18 protein-coding genes are annotated in these 18,197 nt (G+C 61.3%); 3 read left to right on the forward strand and 15 right to left on the reverse strand.

The annotated features are described in order from the left end of the window. Positions 1-83 precede the first annotated feature (83 nt). From BP737_RS01870 to BP737_RS01910, 9 genes are all read right to left on the reverse strand, one after another. Positions 84-803, reverse strand: coding sequence for an ATP-binding cassette domain-containing protein (locus tag BP737_RS01870; protein WP_292409997.1), 720 nt, complete (start codon positions 801-803; stop codon positions 84-86). Next, positions 782-1,720 (reverse strand): ABC transporter ATP-binding protein, encoded by a 939-nt coding sequence (locus BP737_RS01875; RefSeq protein WP_292409995.1) that lies wholly within the window; start codon positions 1,718-1,720, stop codon positions 782-784. The genes BP737_RS01870 and BP737_RS01875 overlap by 22 nt, the downstream gene beginning before the upstream one ends. Then, positions 1,717-2,613: an ABC transporter permease gene (locus tag BP737_RS01880; protein WP_273259219.1), complete on the reverse strand. Its 897-nt coding sequence runs from the start codon at positions 2,611-2,613 to the stop codon at positions 1,717-1,719. Before BP737_RS01880 ends, BP737_RS01875 begins: the two co-directional genes overlap by 4 nt. Next, positions 2,606-3,547 carry an ABC transporter permease gene (locus tag BP737_RS01885; protein ID WP_292409991.1) on the reverse strand — a complete coding sequence of 314 codons (942 nt, stop codon included), beginning with the start codon at positions 3,545-3,547 and terminating at the stop codon, positions 2,606-2,608. The genes BP737_RS01880 and BP737_RS01885 overlap by 8 nt, the downstream gene beginning before the upstream one ends. A 4-nt stretch (positions 3,548-3,551) precedes the next feature. Then, positions 3,552-4,313, reverse strand: coding sequence for a class I SAM-dependent methyltransferase (locus BP737_RS01890; protein ID WP_292409990.1), 762 nt, complete (start codon positions 4,311-4,313; stop codon positions 3,552-3,554). Positions 4,314-4,323: 10 nt separating this feature from the next. Further along, positions 4,324-5,874 (reverse strand): ABC transporter substrate-binding protein, encoded by a 1,551-nt coding sequence (locus BP737_RS01895; RefSeq protein ID WP_292409988.1) that lies wholly within the window; start codon positions 5,872-5,874, stop codon positions 4,324-4,326. After that, positions 5,875-6,639, reverse strand: coding sequence for a class I SAM-dependent methyltransferase (locus BP737_RS01900; protein ID WP_292409986.1), 765 nt, complete (start codon positions 6,637-6,639; stop codon positions 5,875-5,877). A 198-nt stretch (positions 6,640-6,837) separates the two neighbouring features. Beyond that, positions 6,838-8,403: an ABC transporter substrate-binding protein gene (locus tag BP737_RS01905; RefSeq protein ID WP_292409984.1), complete on the reverse strand. Its 1,566-nt coding sequence runs from the start codon at positions 8,401-8,403 to the stop codon at positions 6,838-6,840. A gap of 489 nt (positions 8,404-8,892) precedes the next feature. After that, complete coding sequence (locus BP737_RS01910; RefSeq protein ID WP_292409982.1) at positions 8,893-9,612, reverse strand: small multi-drug export protein; 720 nt, start codon at positions 9,610-9,612, stop codon at positions 8,893-8,895. A gap of 462 nt (positions 9,613-10,074) precedes the next feature. Between BP737_RS01910 and BP737_RS01915 the strand changes: the two genes are divergently transcribed. Then, entirely contained in the window at positions 10,075-10,341 is a 267-nt protein-coding gene (locus BP737_RS01915) for a hypothetical protein (RefSeq protein ID WP_292409980.1), read from the forward strand. Between the two features lie 75 nt (positions 10,342-10,416). Continuing rightward, positions 10,417-10,965, forward strand: a complete 549-nt coding sequence (locus BP737_RS01920) for a diacylglycerol/polyprenol kinase family protein (RefSeq protein ID WP_292409978.1) — start codon at positions 10,417-10,419, stop codon at positions 10,963-10,965. Between the two features lie 99 nt (positions 10,966-11,064). Here BP737_RS01920 and BP737_RS01925 read toward each other — a convergent pair whose 3' ends face one another. The 6 genes from BP737_RS01925 to BP737_RS01950 form a co-directional block, all read right to left on the reverse strand. Continuing rightward, positions 11,065-12,054, reverse strand: coding sequence for a cation diffusion facilitator family transporter (locus tag BP737_RS01925; RefSeq protein WP_292409976.1), 990 nt, complete (start codon positions 12,052-12,054; stop codon positions 11,065-11,067). 87 nt (positions 12,055-12,141) lie between these two features. Next, the gene (pyk, locus tag BP737_RS01930; protein WP_292409974.1) at positions 12,142-13,641 is read right to left on the reverse strand and encodes a pyruvate kinase; all 1,500 of its coding nucleotides are present in this window, start codon (positions 13,639-13,641) and stop codon (positions 12,142-12,144) included. A 90-nt stretch (positions 13,642-13,731) separates the two neighbouring features. Continuing rightward, positions 13,732-14,937, reverse strand: coding sequence for an energy-coupling factor ABC transporter ATP-binding protein (locus tag BP737_RS01935; RefSeq protein ID WP_292409972.1), 1,206 nt, complete (start codon positions 14,935-14,937; stop codon positions 13,732-13,734). Further along, a complete protein-coding gene (gene cbiQ / locus BP737_RS01940) occupies positions 14,934-15,710 on the reverse strand; it encodes a cobalt ECF transporter T component CbiQ (protein WP_292409970.1) in 777 nt (258 codons plus the stop codon). The genes BP737_RS01935 and cbiQ overlap by 4 nt, the downstream gene beginning before the upstream one ends. A gap of 34 nt (positions 15,711-15,744) precedes the next feature. Next, a complete protein-coding gene (locus BP737_RS01945) occupies positions 15,745-16,035 on the reverse strand; it encodes an energy-coupling factor ABC transporter substrate-binding protein (protein ID WP_292409967.1) in 291 nt (96 codons plus the stop codon). Beyond that, positions 16,032-16,724, reverse strand: coding sequence for an energy-coupling factor ABC transporter permease (locus BP737_RS01950; protein WP_292409965.1), 693 nt, complete (start codon positions 16,722-16,724; stop codon positions 16,032-16,034). Before BP737_RS01950 ends, BP737_RS01945 begins: the two co-directional genes overlap by 4 nt. A 130-nt stretch (positions 16,725-16,854) precedes the next feature. Here BP737_RS01950 and BP737_RS01955 point away from each other — a divergent pair, with 130 nt between their 5' ends. Beyond that, a complete protein-coding gene (locus BP737_RS01955) occupies positions 16,855-18,186 on the forward strand; it encodes a cobyrinate a,c-diamide synthase (RefSeq protein ID WP_292409962.1) in 1,332 nt (443 codons plus the stop codon). The last annotated feature ends 11 nt before the right edge of the window (positions 18,187-18,197 follow it).

The raw sequence follows: 18,197 nt of genomic DNA on the forward strand, positions 1-18,197 counted from the left end.
GTGTTGTCTGTATCCCGCGGCCGAACGACGATAGAGACAGTAGAGACGGTTGAGCTCGGCCCGTCCGCCCCCGTCGGGGAGCCTCACTGCCGGAGCCCATCCGCATACCCGGAGAACGCGTCCATATCCAGCAGGGTAAACGCTCCCTTCGAGAGCACGCCCACGCGGTCGCACATCACCCGCATCACCTCGGGGTCGTGCGATATGAAGACGGAGGCCGTGTTGTTCTTCCGCTGGAGGTCTTTCATCAGCGAGAGCACCTGCGCCTGCACGGACATGTCCAGCATCGACGTCGGTTCGTCGGCGACAATCAACTTCGGAGAGAGCGAGTAGATCTTCACCATCATCGCCCGCTGGATCTCCCCGCCGGAGAGCTGGTTCGGATAACTGTAGAACTGATCGGGCCGAAGACCGACGGCCTCAACCAGCGGCTGGAGTTCCTCAAAGACCTCTTCCCGCTCCTGCCCACGGTGGTAGACAAGCGGCTCGGTCACACTCTCGATCAACCGCATCCGGGGGTCCAGCGAGACCTCCGGGTGCTGGAAGATCATCTGCATCCCGGGCCGGATCGCCTCCAGGCGTCGGCCCCGGAGCCTGGAGATCTCGATTTCCTCGAAGAAAACCTTCCCTCCCGAAAGCCGTTCGAGCAGCAGGAGACAGCGGCCGAGCGTGGACTTGCCCGACCCGCTCATCCCGAATAGCCCGATCGTCTCCCCGGCGTCCAGCGTGAAACTCACGTCCCGGAAGATGTCCCCGTGGCCGTAGGTTTTGTGGAGACGCTCTACGCGGAGAAGTGGCTGCACCGCACCCACCTCCCCGAGACGTCCAGCATCGCAGGGTGGAAACCCTCACCTTCGGTGCAGGGGTGCGGGCAGCGGTCGCGGAAGTAGCACCCCTTCGGCAGCCGGGAGAGCCCCGGACAGATTCCCGGCATCGGTTTCATGCCGTTCTTCGGCAGCGCCGCGATCAGCCCTCTCGTATACGGGTGCCCGGGTTCCTCGAAGACCTCCGCCGTCGGCCCGAACTCTACAAGTTCCCCGGAGTACAGGACACCGACCGTATCGCCGATCAGCCGGGCAAGTTCCAGATCGTGCGTGATCATCAGGATTGAGTCGTGTCGTTTCTCTTTCAGCGTACGAAACATCGCGATCGAAGCGTTTCGTGCCGCGTAATCCAGACCCTTCGTCGGTTCGTCCGCCACCAGAAGCCGCGGCTCCGATGCAAGCGCGATGCCGGTCGTCAACCGCTGGCGCATGCCGCCCGAGAGCTCGTGCGGATAGGACGCCGCCGTCAGTTCCGGGTCCGGGAAGTTCAGGTACGAGAGAATCCGGCCGGTCTCCCCGCTCAGTCTTTCCCGAGGGACTTCGCGGCACTCCAGAACCTCGGCGATCTGCCGGCCGCACCGCATAAGCGGGTCCAGCGACCCGCTCGGGTTCTGCGGGATGAGTGCGATCTCACGGCCCCGGAGATGTGCATACGCCGCCTCGCTCATCGAGAGGATCTCTTGCCCTCCGTAGCGGATGCTGCCCGAGACGACCGCCGTCTTAGGCAGCAGGTGCAGGATCGCCTGGCCGATGACCGACTTACCGGACCCGGTCTCGCCCACAAGGACGCAGATCTCCCCTCTGTCGACGGAGAAACCGACGTTCTGCGAAGCCCGGATCATTCCCCGGCGGGTCGGAAACGTCACGTTCAACCCGGCCACCTCGAGGATCTTCATAGCGATCCTTCCCCGTCGGACTTCGGGTCCGTGATATCCCGCAGTCCCTCCCCTGCGAGGTTGAAGAGCAGCGTTACGATCGTGATCGCAATGCCCGGTACGATCACGTTCAGAGGCGCAGTCCGCATGGAGTCCAGACCTGCATTGATCATCGAGCCCCATTCGGGGATCGACGGCGGAATGCCGAGCCCAAGAAACGACAGCGTCGAGATCGTCAGGATCGTATGTCCGAGGTCCATCGTCGCCAGGACAACCACCGGCATAATGCAGTTCGGCATGATGTGTTTCGTCAAGATCCACCAGCCCGGAAGCCCCGACGCCCGTGCGGACAGAACATACTCCTGGTTCTTCTCAGAAAGAACCTGCCCCCGCATCAGCCGGGCAAACGAAGCCCACTGCGCTACCGCAAGCATCAGGATCATGTTCACGATGCCCGAACCGAGGAGAGTGATCAGGGCGAGAGCAAGAATGATCGACGGAAACGCAAGAAACACATCGATCACCCGGGCGACGACGTTGTCGACCCAACCCCCTCTGTACCCCGAGTAGCCGCCGATGGCGGTCCCGATGACGAATGTCGCGGCGATCGTCGTCAGGGCGATGGTCATCGAGGTCTGCAGGCCGCAGATCACCCGGCTGAAGAGGTCGCGGCCCAGATAATCCGTTCCAAGGATATGGGCGGCGGACGGACCCTGATTTTTCCCGTAGAGGTCGGTGGCGTTCGGGTCCTGCGGCGCAAGCATCGGCGCAAATGCGCTCGCGAGGATTACCGTCGCGAGCAGTGCGAGCACCACCTGCAGACCGGGTCGCTGCATCAGCCGGGAATACCAGTCCGATTCAAGGACGGATGCCCGCCATCTCCGGAGTTTTCTCGCGCTGCCCACTTCACTCATAGGTAATCCTCGGGTCGATTGCATGGTAGAGCAGGTCGATTGCGAAGTTCACGAGCAAGAAGAGAAGCACGATCACCATGATCGTGCTCTCGATCAGCACGAGATCGCGGGCGGAGATGGCCTTCATCAACAGGCTCCCGATGCCGGGCCACGCGAAGATCGTCTCGATCACCACCGAACCCGCAAGCAGGGCGCCAAACGACATGCCGACGACCGTCAGCACCGGCAGCAGGGCGTTTTTACAGGCGTGGGAGAGAAGCACCTGCCGGCCCGGGAGACCTTTTGCTTTTGCAAACACCACAAACGGTTTCTCCATCGTATCGAGCATGCTGGTCCGCATGATCCGGGCGATGGAGGCCATGGTATGCAGGCCCAGAGCGATCGCGGGCAGGACGATGAACTGCGGGCCGCCGTATCCGGCGACGGGTGTCAGGCGAAGCCAGATGGAGAAGACCAGCATCAGCATGACGGCAACCCAGAACCCGGGCATTGAGACGAAGAAGATCGTTGCTATCCGGATAAGGTGATCCGGGATTTTATTCTGGTGCAGCGCCGAGCAGATGCCGAAGAAGAGACCGAAAACTACGGCAAATGTCATGGATACGGTCGTCAGCAGAAGTGTCGGCGGCAGATACAACATCAGCAATTTATCCACCGGTTTATTGAACAGGATCGAGTAGCCCAAGTCCCCGTGAAGAACACCCCCCATCCAATCGAGATACTGTTCCAGCAGCGGCCTGTCGAGATTGTAGCGGCCGGAGACCTCGGCGATCAGTTCCGGAGGGGCGACCTCTTCCAGCCCGAGATACAGGTGCCGGGCGAGAACCTCGGCCGGCTCGCCCGGGGTGGCGTTCACTACCACAAACGTAAAGATCGACGCGATCAGCAGCGTCAGAATGAGGTATGCGGTGCGTTTGATGATGTAGTGATGCATATCTTTACGCCTGCTTCGTTCCTGAAATGAGATAATAGCACCAGTGATGGTTGATCTTCTGGTACCATTTCAGATATCGCCGCTGATGCTCGCGGATATGCATCAGGTCTTCCAGAGAAATGTCTGTAAGACCCGCATCCGCAAAGTATCTTCGTGCCGTATCCTCCGGAACGCCCCCGAGGTTCGGCAGGGCGGCCGAGACCTCTTCATCGTATGAAGACGGCGTAGAGAGGGGATCAAAAACCTTACCAAGAACCTGACTTACGGTTCTGCGGATCTTCGTCGTTGTCTTTCCGTCGTCCCAGACACCATCGATGACGATGACCCGGCCGCCCGGCCGGACCACGCGCTTCCACGACGCAAGGGCGACATCCGGATGCGGAAGCGTCCAGAGAAGGTGGCGGTTGACCACCGCATCGAAACTCTCATCTGCAAACGACGGGTTTTCCGCGTCCCCCTCCCGAAAGATCATCGAAAGCCCCCGATCGGCGTTTTTCTTTCTGCCGACCTCCATCATACCCTCCGAAAGATCGATGCCGGTGACGTCATGACCCATCTCCGTGAGGATCAAGCCCATCGCGCCGGTACCGCATCCGACATCCAGAATGGAGAGGGGATCTCCTTCCGGTAAAATTTTCAGGAATGCATCCATCCAGAGATCTTTTTCCTCTTTCGTCTGCACACCGTGGGAAACATGCAGGTCGTACCGGTCTGCACTCTTATCCCACTTGCTGGTGATGCCGGATTTGATCTCGCTGTCCTCCATCGTCTCCCCCTCAGGATACCGTCATGAACGGACTGAGCTTGTAGTCGTGTGCCGTCGGGTCGTAGGCGAACCCTTGCACATTGTCCCACATGAGAATGGCGACACCGTAGTAGGCGATGTTGATGGTCGCAACATCATCGTACACAATGCCCTCAACATCGCGGAAGTAGGCATACCGCTCCTCCGGGAGGGTGAGGTTGTGGCCCTCCGCAACGAGTCTGTCGACTTCCGGATTGCTGTAATGGCCGCGGTTTGTAGTTCCGTCGGTTGTGTACCAGGTCTTTAAAACATACTCCGGGTCCGGGACCATGGCAAGGTTCGCTGCGATCAGGTACAGGTCCCAGTCGCCTTCGTTCAGCATGGGAGAGATAGCCCCCGTCTCCATGGCAACCTCCGTCACCTCAACACCTACGTCTTTTAAGTTGGCGGAGATTGCCTCAAGCATCGGCACAAGACCGGGCCGCTCGGTGTAGGTGAGCAGTTTGAGGCTCAGCTTCTTTCCGTCTTTGTCGATGTATCCGTCGCCGTCCGTGTCCTTCCAGCCGGCTTCGGCGAGATACTGTTTCGCGAGAGCGGGATCATACGTGTAGGGAACGAGGGTGGTGTTCGCCCAGGTCATCGTCGGCAGGAACGGTCCTGCTGCCGCATCGCCGACACCGTACAGCACGTTGTCCACGATCCCTTCCCGGTCGATTGCATATGCCAGCCCTTTTCTGACGTTCAGATCGTCGAGCGGAGCATGGTCCATATTTAGATCGAGTTTGTAGGTCCGCGGGGTGTTGAACTTCAGCACCTCAACCCCCGAAAGAGCATCCAGCCGGTCGACGCTGCTGTACGGCGGGTCGAAGGTAAGGTCGACATCGTGATTTTCCAGGACCATTGAACGGGTTCCGGGATTCGGGTAGCCCCGGGTGATGATCTTTTCCAGTGTCGGCGTACCGCCCCACCACCCGGTGTGTTTGACCACAACGACCTCACCGGTCTGCTCGTTGAAGGATTCCAGTTTCATCGGACCGGTCCCGATGGTACCGACATAATTTCCCGCAGCGTCATAGGATTTCGGGCTGATGATTGCGGTATCCGGGGAGTGAAGCGCCGCAGGCAGCAACGGGTTTTTCTCGTTGGACCGGATGCGGAGGGTGTACCTGTCCACGATCTCGGAGCCTTTGTAGTCCAGCAGCGTTGTCCTGCCCGGCTGTTTGGCGTTGATGTTCTCGATGGAGAACTTCACGTCCTCGGCCGTCATCTCATCGCCGTTGTGGAACTTCACACCCCCCCGGAGTTTGAACTCCCAGGTGGTGTCGTTGATCATCTTCCAGCTCTCGGCAAGAATCGGTTTAAGGGAGAAGTCCTCCTCGGTACCGACGAGCGTCTCGGTGATGATGATCTTCTCGGTGATCAGCGTTCCGGTGCCGGTGCCCTGATCCAGCTCGCGTGCGTCGACCATCTTATGATTTCCGACGACCAGCACGTTTTTCTCGGCGTTACTGTCGGTACATCCCGCCGCGGCAATGCAGAGAAAAACCGCCGCGAACATACAGAGCAGGGGTGTCGTCTTCATTTACTCGATTCCTTTCCTGCCGGAGATCAGGTAGTAGGTGCCTCTCGGGTTGATCTTTTCGTACCACTTCAGCCGTTTGCGCTGATTCTCCCGGATGCGGGCAAGATCCTGCACCGCGATATCTCCAAACCCTGCATCGGTCAGATACCGGCGTGCGGTCTCCTCCGGAACGCCGCCGAGGTTGGGCAGAGCGGCGCGCACCTCATCGCTGTACCCCTTGTCGCCGTGGGGATGGGCTTCGACGATCCGGGCGATTCCGGAACTTACGCCGCGGCGGACTTTCGCACCGAAAGACCCGTCGTCCCAGACGCCGTCGATGACCATCACGACGCCCCGGGGCTTTAGCACCCGATGCCAGGATGCAAGTGCCGTCTCCGGGTGGGGAAGCGTCCAGAGCAGGTGGCGGTTGATGACCGCATCGAACGTCTCCGGTTCAAACGGCGGGTGTTCGGCATCTCCCGTCAGAAATGTCATCGGAAGGTTCTGCTCCTCCGCTTTTTTTCTGCCGATCGCCATCATGCCTTCTGAGAGATCGATCCCTGCGACGGTATGCCCCATCCCGGCAAGAATGAGCCCCATCGCACCGGTCCCGCATCCGACATCCAGAATGTGCAGAGCGTTTCCGGGGAGAAGTGCGGAAAATACCTCCATCCAGAGTTTTTTCTCCTCGTCGGTCTGAACCCCGTGAGACACATGATTGTCATAGTATCCGGCTTCCGCACTCCAGGTCTGTGCAATGTGCGATTTCATCGCGTTGTCGTCCATGTTCTCTCTCCTGTAAAATCCCTAATTACTCGCTTCAACGGTCTTTTTTGCTCACAGATTCTATAAATCCGTCGTCGGTATCTTCATCTTCGCGTCTCCTACGGTTACGCGGGCAGCGGGCATTCCCGCCGCTCTGTTTGAGAACTTTCTTCCTTCATGCTTCCGCCCTTCCCGGTTCTTTGCGATCGAAAAATGGGTTCATGCCGAGATGGACATGAACGGATCGATCCGGTAGTCGTGTGCGGTCGGATCGAACTTGTAGCCGTTTACGGTATCTTTCATGACGACGGCGACGCCGTAATAGGCGACGTTGATCGTCGGCAGGTCATCGTAGACGATCGCCTCGATCCGGCGGAAGTGGTCGTAGCGTTCGTCAAGATCGCTGATATTGTGCCCCTCTATGATCATGCGGTCGACCTCCGGGTTGCTGTAGCCCGCCGTGTTGCTGGACCCGGTGGTGGTGTACCAGCCCTTCAGGACATACTCCGGGTCGGGGACCATCGCAAGGTTTGTCGCGGAGAGATAGAGGTCCCAGGTGCCGTCGGCCATGGCAACGGTCAGAGCGCTGTTTTCCATCGAGAGCGTCTCGACTTCGATGCCGACGGACTTGAGGTTTGCCGCAATGGCTTCAAGCATCGGCGGCAGTCCCGGGCGCTCGGTATAGGTCACGACCTTCACCTTGAGGTTCTTGCCGTCTTTGTCGACGTATCCGTCGCCGTCCGTGTCGGTCCACCCCGATTCTGCAAGATACTGCTTTGCAAGCGCCGGATCGTAGGTATAGGGTTTCAGGGTGGTGTTCGCCCAGGTCATCGTCGGGAGGAAGACGCCTCCGGCCGGACTCCCTACCCCGTAGAGGACGTTGTCGACGATCCCGTCGCGGTCGATTGCGTGGGATATCGCCTTACGAACGTTCTTATCGTCCATTTGAGGGCGGTTCAGGTTGACGTCGAGTTTGTAGATCCTCGGCGTGTTGTACTTCTCCACGTGAACCCCGTCGAGAGCGTCCAGACGATCAACCTCGCTATAGGGCGGATCGACGGTGAAATCGACCTCTCCGCTCTCGGCAAGCATTGCCCGGGTTGCCGGACTCTCGTAGCCGCGGATGATCATCCGATCAAGACCGGGCTCTCCGCCCCACCACTCGCTGTTCTTGACGACGACAACCTCCCCGGTCTGTTCGTCGAAGGACTCAAGTTTCATCGGACCCGTTCCGATCGGCGTTATAAACTTCCCGGAGGCATCGTATGAATCCGGGTGGATGATCGCCGTGTCCGGATAGTGCAGCGTTCCCGGTACAAGCGGGTTCAACGTGTTTGTGTGGATGCGGAGAGTATAGCGGTCCACCACTTCGGAAGAGTTGTAGTCGAGAAGCGTTGCGGTGCCGGGAGAACTTTCGGCGACCCGGTCCAGAGAGAACACGACGCTCTCGGCGGTCATCTCCTCCCCGTTGTGGAACAGCACCCCTTCTCTGAGGTCGAACTCCCACGTCGTGTCGTTGATCTGCCGCCAGGCGGTGGCAAGGTTCGGCACGAGGGTGAAGTTGGCGTCCGCACCGACAAGGGTCTCGGTCACGATTGCCTTCTCCGTGATGAAGGTGCCTCCGTCGTGCCCGTCTCCGGGATTGATCGACGACACGCGCCACATCTCCCCTACGACAAGGGTGTTTTCCGGACCCGGCCCGGACGATTGGGTCGATGTACACCCGGCGGCCAGCATGCCTGCCGCCAGAATCAGAACGATGAACAATCCACACGTCTTTCTCATTGTTTTACCTCTCTATCGTCAACTCTGTCCCTGCGGGAGTACACGGAAAAGACCCGTCAACATGGCAATTGTCCGGGATCTCGCCCTTACAGAGTATGGTTTCTATTGAGATCCACCGGTCATAAATTTTACTAAATTATATCTTAATGATAATTGATGTGATGAATTCAAGAATTAATATGAAAAACCGGTTTGCTATTGCGGATAATTACGACCTTTTGTTAGGATCTGCTTAAAATATCCGATGATCGAAGATCCCCCATGGCTTAGAGCATTTTCGCATGTGTTTGCCGGGGGAAAGGTCATATCCGGTGAAACAACGGTAATCGAGAGGGCTAAAAGCCTTCGAGGCGCGAGCACAGTGAGCGTGAGCACCGAGGTGTGAATGGGTGTTCCCTCCGGCGTTCCGGGGCAACATCATAGCATGAACTCGTCTTGCCGTTCGGTCGCGGTGCCTCCCCGTTCACGGACCGGTTCGATCCTGCCTGGTTACGAAAGACGCCGTTCCCGGAGTCTCCTCCCGTGGACCCACCAGCCTGCGACCGCCGCGAGGACGACAACGACGATAGCGGCCAGAATCCCGGTGCCGAGCATCGGATCATCCCGGTAGATATTCAGAAGTACGTCGGCCCCGAGGGCGAAGACGAGGCAGGAGGCGAGCGACCCGATGCAGACGCAGCAAAAGACCCGAAACTCTGCCAGTCCAAGCAGCCGGCCGAGGACCGATCCGCTCATCGCCCCGGTCCCCTGGAGCGGGACAAAGACGAGGAGAGTGAGTCCGACCGTCGAAAACCGCCGTAGCCATGCCTGGCTCTCGATGTAGTCTCGGGCTATCGTCATCCCGCTCTCAAGCAGACGGCCGACGAGCGGGACCTTCAGTGCCAGGTCGAAGTTCCAGACGACAAAGAGGGAGACGGCTACGTCAAGGAGGAAGATCACGGCCGTGATGAGCCACCAGGAGTAGCCCGCCAGGATCGCGAGCGGAATGATCGTCTCATGCCCGGCGGGAGGAATGAAATAGGCGATGATCAGCCCGGACATGATGAGGAACCGTTCGTAGGGCTCGGTCAGGTAAAGGGCCGTAACGACGGCCGGGATGATGGCGAGCGGGAGGGTGAATTTCAGGGCACCTATGATGCAGGGATGCATAAGGAGGGTTTTCCAGCGGCCCTGTCCGGAGGTCTCGGTTGTATGGTCGTCTGTGGTCATGGATCGTCGCCCGGGAGGGAGGATCTACCGTTCAAGATAGTGGGCCGAGGATTCCTGCGACTTAAGTTGTGGGAGGAATCGGCCCTTCGCATATCCCGTTATACTTTCACCCCGCGCATGGGTATACTTAATGACGGAGGAAGTCCAACAGATGTTTGTTGCGCTATGGAAGGCACGAAGCAGGAGCATCTCCTGCGGATCACGGCTATACACCTGGCGCAAACGACACCACAGTGCAGCGACATTGCTGCCAGGGCCGCTGTCAACCGGCCTATTGCGGTCCGCTCCCCCGACATCGGGGGAGAGGTGGAATCGTGAAGCCCCTAAAGAGCATGGTGCCACCTACGGTATCATGCCCCCCACTTCAGTGGGGGGTAGTTGACGGTTTGGGACGTCGGGATAAGACATTGTCGGAGCGGGTTCCAGCAGGTTCAAGTTCCCGGAGGGTGAGGATAGGGGAGTATGACTCCTGTTCCTGTTACCCGGTCGCCCCGCACCCTTCCCATCGTCGATCCCGGTACCCGGGAGAGTGCCTTATGCACGATCGCCAATGTCGGGACCGCGCTCGAAACCCTTCGCGAGGTGAGAAAGCACGTTCGCGGCGACCACAAGCGCCGCCTCGACGACGTCGCGGTGATCCTCCGTGCGGTCGCGTTCGACGCCCAGGCAGCCTATGCGATCACCGACGAGGAAGCCCGGGAATTTATCCGAAAGTGCCGTTCCCCGTGAGTCTCGGGCCGCTTATCCGGCGCGGCTTGCACCGGCTTGCAGAGGATTTAACCGGTTCGGCGCCTATCATTGCAGATGAACGAGTCGCTCCGGCAGGTCGTCCATCTTGTCTTCGGCCTCGGGATCGCGGGTTTTGTCCACTTCTTCGACCGCGACATCACCCTCACCGTCCTCATACTCACGCTCTTTGTGGGGTTCATCTTCTCCGACGCCGTCGCCCGGGGCTACACCATTCCGGTCGTCTCCTGGGTCATTGCGGGTCTTGAACGGCGGGATGCCGTTCCGGGCAAAGGGGCCCTTTTCTTCGCTCTGGGGGCGCTCTTCTGCCTTTTCTTCTTCGGCAGAGAGATAGCCTTCGCCGGGCTCGTGGTGCTCTCGCTTCTCGACAGCGTCACCACCCTCGTCGGCGTCCGGTTCGGCAGGACCCGGATCTACAACCATAAATCCCTTGAGGGGACGCTTGCGGGTGTCGCGGTGACGACGGCCGCCCTTTGCCTCCTCGTCCCGCCGGCGGCCGCTCTGGCGACGGCCGCGGTCACGGGCCTTGCCGAACTGGTGAGCCCCGTGGACGACAACCTCGTTGTCCCGGTCGTGGCCTGCCTCACCCTTACGGTACTGCTCTGAAGCAGTGGCGGAACCGTCGAACCGGTCCATCGGGGACTGTATCTGCATGCCCAAAGATTATGAGGCTGGACCCGGGTTTGCCGGAGATTGAGGGCGTGATTAATGCTCCGCTAACCTCTTCGTGCGGTGGTCGCACACCGGGCAGGTGGTGAAGACCCCGCAGGCAGAGCAGTCCTCTCCGGTGCAGGGCTGGACCCGGATCGTAACGCTTGTCCGGGGGAACTCCCGCTTGACGTCGGTCTCTATATGTTTCACGATCCCGTACGCCTCCTCGAGGGTTGCGGTCTTCGGGACGACGAGATGGAGGTCCACGAACCGGTTCGGCCCCGAACGGCGGGTCCGGAGCCGGTGGAAGTTGATGACTGCCGAGCAGTGCTCGTTGATGATCTCCCGGATCCGGGCCTCCTCTTCCGGGGGCAGGCTCCGGTCGACGAGGTCTTCGAACGAACGCCGGATGAGGTCGAATGCCGCCTTCAGGATGATGACGGCGACCGCGAGCGCGATGAGGGCATCGAGGACCGTAAGACCGGTCAGCCGGATCAGAACGAGCCCCGCCACGACCCCGATAGAGGTGTAGACGTCCGTCCGGAGGTGCCAGGCATCGCTTTCAAGCGCGATCGACTCGGTTTTCTTTGCCACTCGCATCAGCCGGGAGGAGACGTAGAAGTTTACTCCGGCCGAGAGCAGCATGACCCCGATACCCAGTCCTAGCGCCTCCACGTTCAGCGTCTCTTCTCCGCCGAGAAGGTTTTGCGCTGCTTCATTGATGATGATGAGTGCGGCGACGAGGATGAGGACCGCTTCAAGAAGGCCGGATATGCTCTCGTATTTCCCGTGACCGAAGGTGTGACACTCGTCGGGGGGCCGGGCCGACTCCCGGACGGAGAAGTAGGCGATGGCCGCTGCTATCAGGTCGATGCCCGAGTGGATTGCCTCGGATATGAGCCCGACCGAGCCGATCGCGATCCCGGCCGCCAGTTTCGTCACGACGAGAAGCGTGTTGGACGCGACCGAGAGGCGTGCGGTCTTCTCTTTCAGCACGCCGTCCCGTCCCGGTGCGTCCAATCCGCCCAGAACGACCCCTCCCATGATTGATGAGTGTTCGCCCTCCACCGGGATAGGGTTTTTCATGCCCGAAGGGGGAGTCCAGAAGGGTCTCTGGCAGTGTTCCCTCCATCACCCGACCGTGAGGATGATGAGCGAGTCGGTCCCCTCCCGCCCGGGAGAGACCCCTTCGGTGAGCACCACGCGCTCGCCGGACCCGATCAGACCGGAGTCCCGGATTGAGTCGAGGATCGCCCCGTGCCAGTATTCCTTCTCGCTCCGGATCAGGAACGGACAGACCCCGTAGGAGAACGCCAGAAACTTGAGGGTTCCCGGGTTCCGGGTGAACGCAAGGATCCAGGCATCGGGTTTGAACCGCGAGATGCTCCGCGGCGTGCTCCCGGAGCGCGTGGGCGTCAGCACGAACCGGATGCCGAGCGCATCCAGCGCCTCGATGACGTTTAAGGAGACGACGTCGTTGACGGTGATCTTCTCCCGCCCCCTCCCCTGCCGGAAGTACTCGAGCGGGCTGCACACCGCCCCGACGGTCGAACGCTTCTCCTCGGTCGACCGGGCGATCTTTGCCATCATCGCGACCGTCTCGGCCGGGTACTTCCCGATGGCCGTCTCCTCGGAGAGCATGACGGCATCCGTCCCGTCGAGGATGGCGTTTGCAACGTCGGTCACCTCCGCCCGGGTGGGCCGGATGTTGTCGGTCATCGACATCAGCATCTGCGTCGCGGTGATCACCGGCCGACCGAGGATGTTGGCCTTCTGGATTATCCGCTTCTGCACCGTCGGGACCTCCTCGATGGGAATCTGGACCCCGAGGTCGCCCCGGGCGATCATGACTCCGTCGGTCTCCCGGAGGATCTCGTCGAGATTTGTGAGCGCCTCCTGCCGCTCGATCTTTGCTATCACCCTGACGGACTTCCCCGACAGGGCCGCGTGCTCCCGGGCTTTCAGGACATCTTCCGCCCGCTCGATGAAGGATATGCTGAAGGTGTCGAGCCCCTCGGAAAGCCCGAAGTCGATGCACTCGCGGTCCCGGTCGGTCACGGCGCTGAGTGCAACGATCCCGCCGCCGCCGACGAGGCTCATCCCTTTGCGCGAGAGGAGGGGCCCGCCGATGATCACCGTCGCCCGGACGTCGTTCTCCCCGACCTCGTCGACCCGGAGCTGAAGGAACCCGTCGCTGAGAAAGATGATGCTTCCCGGCGCGACCAGTTGCGGGAACTGCTCGAAATCGACGGGGATCTGGTCGGGATCGCTCTGAACCGGGGCGGTCGTGAGGGTGACGGTCTCTCCCTTGCGAAGTTCCATGGGCTCTTTAGCGAGGTCGCCGATCCGGATCTTTGGTCCCGGGAGGTCGATCAGGATCGTGACCGGGAGCCCGACTTCGTCCGCGGCGGTCCGGATGTTCCTGATGTTCTCCCGGTGCTCGTCGAACGACCCGTGGGAGAGGTTGAGCCGGGCGACGTTCATACCGGCCCGGATCATCCGGACGAGCACCTCCTGTGAGCGGGATGCGGGTCCTATGGTACAGACGATCTTTGTTTTGTGGTCGGGCAGGCTCATCCGTTTCCGTTTCGTCTGCTCCGATATCTGATGAATTACCTCTTCGAGCATCATAGTACCCTTCGGGTACCGGCACCGGATTAACCTTCGCCCGGGGTGCGGACATGCCGGGTGCGGACGTATCCCTGGGCAATGCGGCAGGGTTCACCCGCGGGAGGGGACCCGGACGGGTCTCTGACTCTCCGATTCCTGCACCGCGATCACCGCGAGTGCCTGTCCGCTCTCGGCGCTGTATTCGCCGATGCGGCGGTGGACGTGCTCGATCATGCCTCCGGTGGTGATGATGAGCGAGTCTTCTCCGATGAGGGCTTTTAAGATGCACTTGTCGATGACGCCGTAGGTGTATTCGAGAAGAATCCGCTCCCGGTTGGCGAACTCCTTGGCACGGGTTCCCATCGCCCCGACGTGCTCGGCCGTGCTCCGCTCGATGAACGCCTTCAGTTCGTCGCCGCCGATCCTGTCGGCGTTGCAGAGGTAGATCTTTCCGGTTTTGTCCCGAGCCGGGGCGCGGCCGCGCGTCTCCCGTTCGATCCTGTCGGTGAACTCAAGCACGCTCTTCGGGGGAACGCCCCGGTCGATGACTCCCCGGAGACCGAGTTCGTTGTAGAGGTCGAGGAGGGCGGGCGGTTTCAGCCTGGCGGCCGCGAGGAGGGTGTGATCCGAGAAGACCTCTTCCGGCGGCCCGCAGGCGAGGACGCGCCCGTGCTCCATGAGGATGATTGTGTCGGCCCAGCGGTAAGCCAGTTCTACGTCGTGCGTGGATATCAGCACCGTCCGGCCGCCGGCGGCGAGTTCGTCGAGGAGTTCCATCACCTCTTCGGAACTTGCGGGATCGAGGGTATTGGTCGGCTCGTCGAAGACAAGGACCGCCGGTTCCATTGCGAGGATGCCCGCGATGGCAACCCGTTTCTTCTCGCCGCCGGAGAGGTGGTGGGGCGGCCGTTTCTCGTAACCCCGGAGCCCGACGTAGCCGAGCGCGTCCCGGACGGCACGCCGGACGGCGTCGGGCGATAGGCCGAGGTTCACCGGTCCGAAGGCCACGTCCGCTTCGACGGTCGGGGCGATGATCTGGACGTCGGGGTTCTGGAAGACGAACCCGACCCGCCGGCGGAGGTCCCGGAGGCTCCGGTTGTCGTAGGCGAGCGGCCGGCCGGAGAAGCGGACTTCTCCCGAAGCGGGCCGGAGCATCCCGTTGAGCATCAGGAGAAACGTCGATTTTCCGGCACCGTTCGGGCCGACAATGGCGGTCTTTGACCCGGGAGTGATCCGGACGCTCACTCCGGTGAGGGCGGCCGGACCGTTTGGGTAGGTATAGGTGACGTTGTCGGTTTCAAGCAGTGGTGTCGTCATATGAGTGTCAGACCTCCGGTTCGGAGCGATACGCCCGCGACGGCGCCGATGTAGATCAGGGTCGTTGCGAGCGCGAGGCCGGATACCGGCCGGGTTTCGCCGGGTATCCCGAATTTCCCGTCGTAGCAGCGTGCGTCCATCGCAAGGACCAGGGCTTCGCCGCTCTCCCAGGTCCGGAGGAAGAGCGCCCCGGAGAGCATCCCGAACGAATGCACCGACTCCCGGAACCGGCCGTAGCCGAGGCGCATCACCTGCGAGCGGTAGATCTGGCCGGCCTCCTCGATGAGGATGAAGATGAACCGGTAGGTGAGCATGACGAGATCGATGAAGACGGCGGGCACCCGGAGCCTCCGGAAGATATCGAAGACCTCGGTCATCGGCGTCGTGAGCGCGATGAAGAACAGCGAGCACATGCCCCCGAAGACCCGGGCGAGGAGGAGGACGGCGAGATTCGCACCGTCCGCCGTAACTGCAAGGGGGAGGCCGGGGACCTCGAAGAGCACCGTCCCGCTCCCGGTGATGAAGAGAACCACGGCGATGCTCATCACCGCGAACGAGACCGGGATGAGGAGGATGCGGGCGTAAAATCGCGCGGGGATCTTTGCGAGGATAAGGATTGAGGCGCTCATCGAGGCCGCGACCAGAAGAGGGGCGACGGGGCCGGGAGACGAGATGCAGAGGAGGATGCTCGCAAGCCCGATAAGGAGCTTGAGAGCCGGGCTTACCTGACGGAGACCGTTTTCCTGGGCAAAGTCTTCGAGCACCTCATGCATTTGTGTCTCCTATCTTGCGGTACAACCAGAAAAATCAGGCGGTTTTTCTGTTGCCCTTCCAGTAGCCGAAGATGTAGCCGATGACTATCGCACCGACGGCGGCCTGCAGGGCGAAGAGGAGCGACTCAATCTCACCGCTCGGGGGCTCCCAGAAGGGCTCGATCCAGGGTTCGTAACCGGAGGACTCGATGAGCTCGGCGGCTTCGCCGTCGGCCCCGCCCCAGGCTTCCTCCCCGGAAGCCCGGATCGCGGCATCCTGGACGAGGAAGACAGCGGCAAAGATGAGGATGAGCGCGACGACCGCGATCTCCATGCCGTACTTCATGCCGCGGCCTCCCGGAGTTTCTGGATAGTCGCCTCAGGGAGGAGGTTTAAGCGGGTGAGGATCTCGGGCTTGAGCTGGACGATGTACTTGAAGACCAGCGCAATGACCGCACCTTCGATGATGGCGAGCGGGACCTGGGTGACGGCGAAGATTGCGGCAAAGGCCGAAAAGGCCCCGAAGAACCCGACGGTTCCCGGGAACGCGAGCGCGAGCTGGATCGAGGTGACGACGTAGGTGATGAGGTCGGCGAGGGCTGCGGCAACGAAGACCGTCGCATAGGTGTTCGCCCCCATTCGAGTCCCGGCCTTATAGACGAGGTACGCGACGAGCGGACCTGCGATTCCCATCGAGAAGACGTTCGCCCCGAGGGTGGTGATCCCGCCGTGCGCGAGGAAGACCGCCTGGAAGATGAGGACGATCAGCCCGAGGACGGCGGCGACGAAGGGGCCGAAGAGGACGGCGCCGAGCCCGGTTCCCGTGGGGTGGGAGCAACTCCCGTTGAACGAGGGGAGTTTGAGCGAGGAGAGAACGAAGACGAAGGCGCCCGCAACCGCAAGGAGCGGCAGGGTTTCCCGTTTTTCCTTGACGAGCCTGTTCACCTGGTAGAGCCCGATGATGATGAAGGGCAGGGAGACGAGGAACCATATCTCCCACCAGGGGCTTGGTAAGAATCCTTCCATAATATGCATGATTTCTCCACCTGGACCGCCATAGCAACGGCCCATCCAGATCACTTGTTTTAGTGCAAATTACCTTGGTATATGTTAGTTATTCCCGGTCATATTTATCCCCTGCGATATTCAACACTACTGGAGTGATATGCGTTCGATTTCGAGAGTTCTCGTCGCGGGAACCCATAGCGGCTGCGGCAAGACCACGCTCGCAAGCGGCCTGATGGCGGCGCTCGCCGCCCGGGGGCTTGTCGTCCAGCCGTTCAAGGTGGGTCCGGACTTCATCGATCCCACGCACCATTCGGCCATCTGCGGCCGCGTGTCGCGCAATCTCGACCCGTTCATGATGGGGGAGGCGGGGGTGCGGGAGACATTCGTCCGGGCATGTGCCGGCGCCGATGTCGCCGTCGTTGAGGGCGTGATGGGGCTCTACGACGGGATCGATGGCGGCGACGTCGCGAGCACGGCACACGTCGCGAAGATCCTCGACGCCCCGGTCCTTCTCGTCGTGGACGCAAAAGGGGCGTCCCGGAGCGTCCATGCGGTTGTCCGGGGCTACGCGGAGTTTGATCCCGGGGTCCGGGTCGCCGGGGTTGTCTTCAACCGGGTCGGGAGCCCCCGTCATCGGGCGCTGATCGCGGCTACGGAAAGCCTCCCGGTCTACGGGTGGGTCCCCCGGCGGGACGACCTCGTCGTCGGGAGCCGGCACCTCGGCCTCGCGATGGCGGCTGAGACCGGGACGATGGCGGGATTCGGTGCGGTGGTGGAGGAGACGTGCGATCTCTCCGGGGTCCTGGACCTCGCGCGGGCGGCCCCGCCCCTCCCTGCGCCGGCGGAGGCCACGGAGAAGCCGGATGTCGGAGTCCGGATCGGCGTCGCGAACGATGCGGCGTTCTGCTTTTACTATGCCGACAACCTCGACCGGCTCAGGCGGGCCGGGGGGGAGCCGGTCTTCTTCTCACCGATAGCGGACCGGCTTCCGGATGTCGACGCCCTCTATCTCGGGGGTGGTTACCCGGAGCTCCACGCGGAGGCGCTTATGTCTTCCCGGTGCCGGGAGGACGTGCACCGGGCGGTCGACGACGGCATGCCGGTCTACGCGGAGTGCGGCGGGCTTGTCTACCTCACGGAGCGGCTCACGGTCGGCGACGACGATTACCCGATGGCGGACGTCCTCCCGGCATCGGCCGCGATGACGAACCGCATCCAGGCCCTCGGTTACGTGGAGGCCCGGGCTGTCGGCGGTTCGCCGGTGCTTGCACCGGGTTCAACCTTCCGGGGCCACGAATTTCACTACTCCCGTCTTGACTGCGCTTCCGATACGAGATTTGCCCTGGAACTCCTCCGGGGCCGGGGAATCTGCAACGGCCGGGACGGACTCACCGTCCAGAACGTGGTCGGGCAGTACACCCACGCTTATTTCCCGGAGGGGTTCGCAGAAACGCTGGTGCGGGCCGCCGGGACATACCGGCGGGTATAGGACGGGTCCTC

Source organism: Methanoculleus sp. UBA291 (assembly GCF_002499755.1).
Classification (GTDB): Archaea; Halobacteriota; Methanomicrobia; order Methanomicrobiales; family Methanoculleaceae; genus Methanoculleus; species Methanoculleus palmolei.